We start from the raw sequence: 1,660 nt of genomic DNA, 5'->3' as shown, positions 1-1,660 counted from the left end.
TAAGGATAAAGCACGAGCGCAAGAATCATGATTGCGCCGCACAGACTGCGAATATCAGGAAAAAAATAATCGGCAGCACTCTCCCAACCCGTTAAATCCCTCAACAGTCTTTGAACCGGGCCTGCGTATTCCAGCAGGTCTGTATAGATATAGGCGACCACGTAAGAAGGCATGGCCAGTGGCAGTACCAGAAGCCATTGCAGATAATGTTTACCGGGGATTTCACAGTTTGCCATGATCCAGGCCGCAGGGAGGGCAAGGATCAAACCCAGAATACCGACACCGGAGATCAACAGTACGGTGTTGAGGATGTATGTGCCCAGCACAGTATTTCGCAGGTGGGCAAAAATCTCGCCGGTGGGCCCAGAGGCCTCATAGACCAGTGCCAGTAACGGAGTAAAAAGCAGAAGAGCCAGCAACCAGCTGCCAGCTCTCCAGAAAAGCGAAAGGCCTTGTTTTGAAAATGACTTGTCACTGCCACGCTCTGAAGAGAGTGGTGATAAGTCATTTTCCTGTGCTTCTAAAGCGGTAGGCACCTGTTTCATGAAAGTCTGTTTAAATATCTGTCCGAGCTCTGCCAGGCGGTCAATTCTACAGAAAACGGAATGAATATCAGTAGAATTTGCATCTCTTTTTCAAACAGCAGGGTCTGTTCAGGACAGAGTTCAACTTAATGACAGGTCAGAACGGGCTTCGTCCAACAATTTCTGAGCGGTTGCGTAGTTCTTGGCTAGCAGCCTTAAGTCCGACAGGCTGCTAGGCGTTGACTTGCCTTTTAAATGCCTGCTCTCTAAAGTGTACGGTAATACCGTACACAAAAGGTGGAGTTAATTTATGGAAAGTGTCAGCGTTAATCAGTTCAGGGATAACCTGAAAAGCTTTGTAGAGAAGGTTGTGGGCAACCGCACTCCGCTTAAGGTCACTCGGCGCGGTGGAGAAGACTTTGTAGTGATCAGTGCTGATGACTGGGAGCGGGAACAAGAGACCCTTTATGTGCTGCAGAATAGTAGCTTGATGCAGCAGATTGCAGACTCACAGAATACACACAGCCGGGGTGAGGGCTATCAGCCAAGTGAGGAGGATATCAGTGAGATCATTGGTCTTTGAGGGTAATACTTGGCAGGTATACGAAGCTTTACGCGAGAAAGATAAAAAGTTGCATAAAGTTTTATGCCGCCAACTCAAGGAAATGATGCAAGGTGACCCAACTACTGGGGTCGGCAAACCAGAACCGCTAAAGCATGGCCTTTCTGGTCACAGGTCTCGCAGGCTCACCCAGAAGGACCGATTGATATATAGATTTGACGACCAGTTTATCTATATTTGCGCTCTGGGTGGCCATTACGATCAGCATTGAGAGCCGATAAATATCAGGATGTTTAATTCTTGTAATGCCACAGTGGTTGGCTCTCCATAGTCCGCATTTTCTATATCGCACTATATCATCTGCTTTTCCAGCAAGTTCAGTAGTGAACTAAATCATTTCCTATCTGTCTAAAAAATAGGGCGATAGTACAAGATACGGGTAATTTACCCCTTTTCTTGAGATGGCCCAAGTACTCTCATGAAGCATTAAATTTGCTAAGCAAACGAGCTAACCACAAGGACGGTATTAACAGCAGATACAAATTAATAAAGGACAATTAGTTATGGATAATGT

3 protein-coding genes are annotated in these 1,660 nt (G+C 46.2%); 2 read left to right on the top strand and 1 reads right to left on the bottom strand.

Features of this window, described 5'->3' with window-relative positions; translation table 11 throughout:
• Positions 1 to 545, bottom strand: a 545-nt coding sequence (locus KDK17_RS06665; RefSeq protein WP_373691568.1) for an ABC transporter permease, incomplete at its 3' end; no start/stop codon positions are given.
• 289 nt (positions 546 to 834) lie between these two features.
• Between KDK17_RS06665 and KDK17_RS06660 the strand changes: the two genes are divergently transcribed.
• Positions 835 to 1,107 (top strand): type II toxin-antitoxin system Phd/YefM family antitoxin, encoded by a 273-nt coding sequence (locus KDK17_RS06660; RefSeq protein WP_257274311.1) that lies wholly within the window; start codon positions 835 to 837, stop codon positions 1,105 to 1,107.
• A complete protein-coding gene (locus tag KDK17_RS06655) occupies positions 1,055 to 1,357 on the top strand; it encodes a Txe/YoeB family addiction module toxin (protein ID WP_373690718.1) in 303 nt (100 codons plus the stop codon). The genes KDK17_RS06660 and KDK17_RS06655 overlap by 53 nt, the downstream gene beginning before the upstream one ends.
• Positions 1,358 to 1,660: the final 303 nt, after the last annotated feature.

Origin of the sequence: Endozoicomonas sp. SESOKO2 (assembly GCF_024606245.1) — a bacterium.
Classification (GTDB): Bacteria; Pseudomonadota; Gammaproteobacteria; order Pseudomonadales; family Endozoicomonadaceae; genus Endozoicomonas_A.
The sequence above is the reverse complement of the archived record's forward strand: the minus strand, read 5'-3'. Positions and strand labels throughout refer to the sequence as shown.

Coding starts and splice junctions, on each gene's coding strand:
- KDK17_RS06660 (WP_257274311.1), top strand. CDS start 835: ATGGAAAGTGTCAGCGTTAATCAGTTCAGGGATAACCTGAAAAGCTTT.